At 73.8% G+C, this 4,832-nt stretch carries 1 protein-coding gene; it reads left to right on the top strand.

The features are described from left to right. A partial coding sequence (locus ACF1BE_RS34960) for a type I polyketide synthase (protein WP_392203017.1) occupies window positions 1-4,832 on the top strand: 4,832 nt, incomplete at both ends.

The raw sequence follows: 4,832 nt of genomic DNA on the forward strand, positions 1-4,832 counted from the left end.
GATCCCGCCTACTGGGTCGACCACGTCCGTCGTCCGGTGCGGTTCGCCGAGGGTGTTGCCGCGTCGGGTGGGTCGGTGTTCCTGGAGCTCGGTCCCGGTGGGGCGTTGAGCGGTGCCATCACGGAGTCGGCGGGTGAGGACGCGGTGAGCGTGCCCGCCCTGCGCGATGATCGCGACGAGGAGCGGACGCTTCTGCGGTCCGTCGCGGAGTTGTTCGTGCGCGGTACGAAGGTGGACTGGGCGGCGGTGCTTCCCGAGGGGGCCACCGACACCCACGTGGACCTGCCGACGTACGCCTTCGACCACCAGCACTACTGGCTGCGGATGGCGGAGTCCGTGGTCGACGCGGCGGCGCTGGGGCTGACCGGCGCGGACCACCCCCTCCTGGGCGCGATGGTCCAGTTGCCGCAGTCGGACGGGCTGGTCCTCACCTCCCGGCTGTCCCTGCGCACCCACTCCTGGCTCGCCGACCACGCCGTCGGCGGAGTGGTCGTCGTGCCCGGCACCGGGCTGGTCGAGCTGGCCGTGCGCGCCGGTGACGAGGTCGGCTGCGGAGTGCTGGACGAGCTGGTCGTCGAGGCGCCCCTGGTCGTTCCCGAGCAGGGCGCCGTACGACTCCAGATCGCCGTGGGCGGGCCGGACGAGACCGGGTCCAGAAGCGTGGAGGTGTACGCGACCCCCGACGATTCCGCGGGGTCGGACGGATCGGCCGTCTGGACCCGGCACGCCACCGGCATTCTCGCGCCGACCGCCGGCGAGGCCGCACCCGGCTACGACTTCACCACCTGGCCGCCGCCCGGCGCACAGCGCGCGGACACGGAAGGCCTCTACACCGAACTCGTCGCCCACGGCCATACCTACGGGCCGCTCTTCCAGGGGCTGCGCGGGCTGTGGCGGCGCGGTGACGAGCTGTTCGCCGAAGCCGCGCTGGCGGACGAGGACCAGACCGAGGCGGACCGGTACGGCGTGCACCCGGCGCTGCTGGACGCCGTACTGCACCCCGCCGTCCGGGAGGCCGTCGCCGGCGACGGCGATCAGGTGTGGCAGCCGCTGGAGTGGAACAGGGTCGTCCTGCACGCCACGGGTGCCACCGTGCTGCGAGCCCGCCTGGTCCGCTCCGCCCGGGGTGTCGTCTCGGTCGAGGCGGCCGACGAGACCGGCGGTCCCGTCCTCACTGCGGACGCCGTGACGCTGCGGCCGGTCGCCGCCGACCATCTGACGACGCCGGACGCCCCCACGGGCACGGACGACGCCCTCTTCCACGTGGAGTGGACCGAGCTGCCCGCCTCCCGGCCGGACGCGGCGGCACCGCGATGGGTCGCGCTGTCCGGCCCGAGCGGAGTGGCGGCGCTGGTGGACGGCGCCGAGCCGCCGGCCGCCGCGATGGTCGACTGCGTCGCGGACGGTGCGACCGACACCGAGGTGCTCGCGCTGGCCAGCGCGGCACTGGAGATCGTCCAGGCCTGGCTGGCCGAACCCGGGACGGAGGGAACGCGCCTCGTCGTACGCACCCGCGGTGCCGTGCCCGCCGACGGTGAGCGGACGGTGACCGACCCGGCGGGGGCCGCCGTATGGGGCCTGGTCCGGGTGGCCCAGGCGGAGAACCCCGACCGGATCGTCCTGCTCGACACGGACGAGTCGTACGACGTCGAGACCTTCGGCCCCGTGCTCACCGCCGTCCTCGCGACCGGCGAACCGCAGCTCGCCGCCCGGGGCACGACGCTGTACGCCCCTCGGCTGACCCGGGCGACCGCGCCCACGGCTGCGGAGACGCGCTTCGACCCGGAGCGGTCGGTGCTGGTCACGGGTGGCACCGGTGTGCTGGGCGCGCTGGTGGCGCGTCATCTCGTCGTGCGTCACGGGGTGCGGCATCTGGTGCTGGCCAGCCGGCGTGGTGCGGACGCGGCGGGTGCCGCGGAGCTGGTGGCGGAGCTGTCCGCTCTGGGTGCGGAGTCGGTGGCCGTGGTGGCGGCCGACGTGTCGGACCGTACGCAGGTGGCGGAGCTGTTGGGCGCGGTGGTGGCGGAGCGTCCGCTGACGGGTGTGGTGCACACGGCAGGTGTCCTGGACGACGGTGTGATCGGCGCCCTGACCCCCGAGCGACTCGCCCGGGTGTTCGCACCCAAGGTCGGCGCGGTCGCGCACCTGGACGAGCTGACGCGCGAACTCGCGCCCGAACTGGACGTGTTCGTGGTGTTCTCGTCGGCGGCGGGGGTGTTCGGTTCGGCGGGGCAGGGCAACTACGCGGCGGCGAACGCCTACTTGGACGCGGTGGTGCAGCGACGCCGGTCCGCGGGCCTGCCGGGTGTGTCGCTGGCGTGGGGCCTGTGGGAGCAGGCCACCGGAATGACCGCCCACCTGAACGACGTCGACCAGGCCCGCATGCACCGCGGCGGGTTCCAGCCGATCAGCCCCGACGAGGGCCTGGACCTGTTCGACGCGGCCCTGCGCACCGGCGAGACCCTGCTGGTCCCGATCCGGCTGGACCTGCGGACCATACGCGCCGAGGCGGCGGCCGGCGGCGACATACCGTCCCTGCTGCGCACGCTGATCCCCCACAGTCGCCGCGCCGCCGCCCGCATCGCCGCGGGCCGCGGCAGCGGGCTGGCCGGCCGGCTCGCGGGCCTGGCCCCGGCCGAGCAGGAGGCCCTGCTCCTGGACCTGGTCCGCACACACGTCGCGACCGTGCTCGGCCACACCGGCCCCGAGAAGGTCAGGGCCGAGAAGGCGTTCAAGGACGCCGGCTTCGACTCGCTCACCGCCGTCCAGCTGCGCAACCGGCTGCGCGAGGCCACCCGGCTCAGCCTCCCCGCGACCCTCGTCTACGACTACCCGACCCCGCTCACGCTCGCCCGCTTCCTCCGCGACGAGCTGGACGGACTGAACGGCAACGTCACCGGCGCGGCGGCCCCCACGGTCGTCGTCGCCGACCCCGACGAGCCGATCGCCGTCGTCGGCATGGCCTGCCGGCTGCCCGGCGGCGTCAACAGCCCCGAGGAACTCTGGCGGCTGGTCGCCGAGGGCCGGGACGCGATCTCCGGCTTCCCCGCGGACCGCGGCTGGGACGTGGACGACCTCTTCGACACCGACCCCGAGAACGTCGGCACCTCCTACGTCGACCAGGGCGGCTTCCTGCACGAGGCGGGCCGGTTCGACGGGGGCTTCTTCGGCATCTCCCCGCGCGAGGCGCTGGCCATGGACCCGCAGCAGCGACTGCTGCTGGAGACCTCCTGGGAGGCGCTGGAACGGGCGGGCGTGAACCCGTCCGCGCTGAAGGGCACGGACGTCGGCGTGTTCTCCGGCGTCATGACCCAGGGCTACGGCATCGGCGGCGACATCCCGCCGGAACTGGGCGGCTTCACGGCCACCGGCTCCGCGGTGAGCGTGGCCTCGGGCCGGGTGTCCTACGTCTTCGGCTTCGAGGGGCCCGCGGTCACCATCGACACCGCCTGCTCCTCCTCCCTGGTCGCCATGCACCTGGCCGCCCAGGCCCTGCGCAACGGCGAGTGCTCCCTCGCCCTCGCCGGCGGTGCGACCATCATGGCCACACCCGGCACCTTCGTGGAGTTCTCCCGGCAGCGGGCACTCGCTCCCGACGGCCGCTGCAAGGCGTTCTCCTCGACCGCCGACGGCACGGGCTGGGCGGAGGGCGTCGGCGTCGTCGTACTCGAGCGACTCTCGGAGGCCCGCAGCAAGGGCCACCGCGTCCTGGCGGTGCTGCGCGGCAGCGCCATCAACCAGGACGGCGCCTCGAACGGCCTCACCGCCCCGAACGGCCCCTCGCAGCAGCGGGTCATCCGCCGGGCGCTGGCGGTGGCAGGTCTGGCCGCGTCCGACGTGGACGCGGTGGAAGCGCACGGTACGGGTACGGCGCTCGGTGACCCGATCGAGGCGCAGGCCCTGCTCGCCACCTACGGCCGGGACCGGGAGGAGCCGCTCTGGCTCGGCTCGGTGAAGTCCAACATCGGACACACGCAGGCCGCCGCCGGAGTCGCCGGGGTCATCAAGATGGTCGAGGCGCTGCGGCACGGCGTCCTGCCCCCGACCCTGCACGTCGAAGAACCGACCCCGCAGGTCGACTGGTCGGCCGGAGCCGTCGAGCTGCTGACCGAGGCCAGGGACTGGCCCGAGACCGGCCGCCCGCGCCGAGTCGGCGTCTCCTCCTTCGGGCTCAGCGGCACCAATGCGCACCTGATCTTCGAACAGGCTCCCGAGGAACCTGCCCGGGAGCCGGTCACACCGGTCGACGGAATCGTCCCGTTGGTGGTGTCTGCGGCTTCGGAGGGTGCTCTGTCGGGGCAGGCGGAACGGCTTGCGGTGTTCGTCGGTGACACGGATGCGTCGCTGGTGGAGGTCGCGGGTGTGCTGGCGGCCCGGCGTGCGGTGCTGTCGCAGCGGGCGGTGGTGGTTGCCGGTTCGCGTGCGGAGGCGGCGGCGGGGCTGGATGCGCTGGCTCGCGGGGAGTCGGCTGCCGCTGTGGTGAGTGGTGCGGTGGTTTCGCCCGGGCGGACGGTGCTGGTGTTTCCCGGTCAGGGTTCGCAGTGGCTGGGCATGGGGCGGGAGTTGCTGGAATCGTCGCCGGTGTTCGCCGAGCGGGTCGAGGAGTGTGCCCGGGCTCTGGAGCCGTGGGTGGAGTGGGACTTGCGGGCTGTGCTGCGCGGTGAGGCGGATGCCGGTCTCGTCGCGCGGGTGGATGTCGTGCAGCCGGCGAGTTTCGCGGTGATGGTCGGGTTGGCGGCTGTGTGGGCGTCGGTGGGTGTCGTGCCGGACGCGGTGGTGGGGCATTCGCAGGGTGAGATCGCGGCTGCGTGTGTGGCGGGTGCGTTGTCGTT

It is taken from the genome of Streptomyces sp. NPDC014991 (assembly GCF_043080665.1).
In the GTDB taxonomy this organism is placed as follows: Bacteria; Actinomycetota; Actinomycetes; order Streptomycetales; family Streptomycetaceae; genus Streptomyces.